Here is a 599-nt window from a genome sequence, read left to right as displayed (position 1 = left end):
GGCCTGCACAAAAGCACCGTGTCCCGGATCCTGGCCACCTTCGAACAGGAACACCTCGTCGAACGGGACCCGGAAACCCGCCGCTTCCGTCTCGGACTGGGACTCATCGCCGTCGCCGGGCCGCTGCTGGCCGAACTGGAAGAACGGCGCGTGGCCTACCCGGTCCTGCGCGAACTCACCGAACAGACCGGCGAAACCAGCGCCCTGATGGTCTGGAACGGCGCCGAGTCAATGTGCGTGGAACAAATCGCCAGCCACCACCAGATCAAGCACACCACCCCCCTCGGAGCCCGGTACACCGACGCCATGAGCGCCTCCGTGCAGATCTTCCTCTCCACCGAACCCAACGAACGCGTCCGGGCCCTGCTCCGCAGCGGAGCCATCACCTATCCGGGGCTCGATGATGCCGGCCTGGACGCCTACCAGATCAAACTCAAGGATGCGACGGCCCGCGGCTGGGCCATCAACTACGGCGAATCCTCACTCGACGAAGTCGGCGTCGCCGCCCCCGTCTACGACCACCGCGGTGACATCGTGGCGGCCGTCCTGATTCCGGCTCCCCGGTTCCGGGTTTCACGGGAAAGATTGCAGAGCCTGGG

The 599-nt window shown here is 66.1% G+C and carries 1 protein-coding gene; it reads left to right on the top strand.

Going from position 1 to position 599, the window contains the following annotated elements; translation table 11 throughout:
* The coding region (locus QCD75_RS21850) for an IclR family transcriptional regulator (RefSeq protein ID WP_301231622.1) at positions 1-599 on the top strand (599 nt) is incomplete at both ends.

The sequence above is a fragment of the Arthrobacter sp. PsM3 genome (genome assembly GCF_030433895.1).
GTDB lineage: Bacteria > Actinomycetota > Actinomycetes > Actinomycetales > Micrococcaceae > Arthrobacter.
Note: the sequence above shows the minus strand (reverse complement) of the source record. Positions and strands in the feature narration are given on the sequence as shown.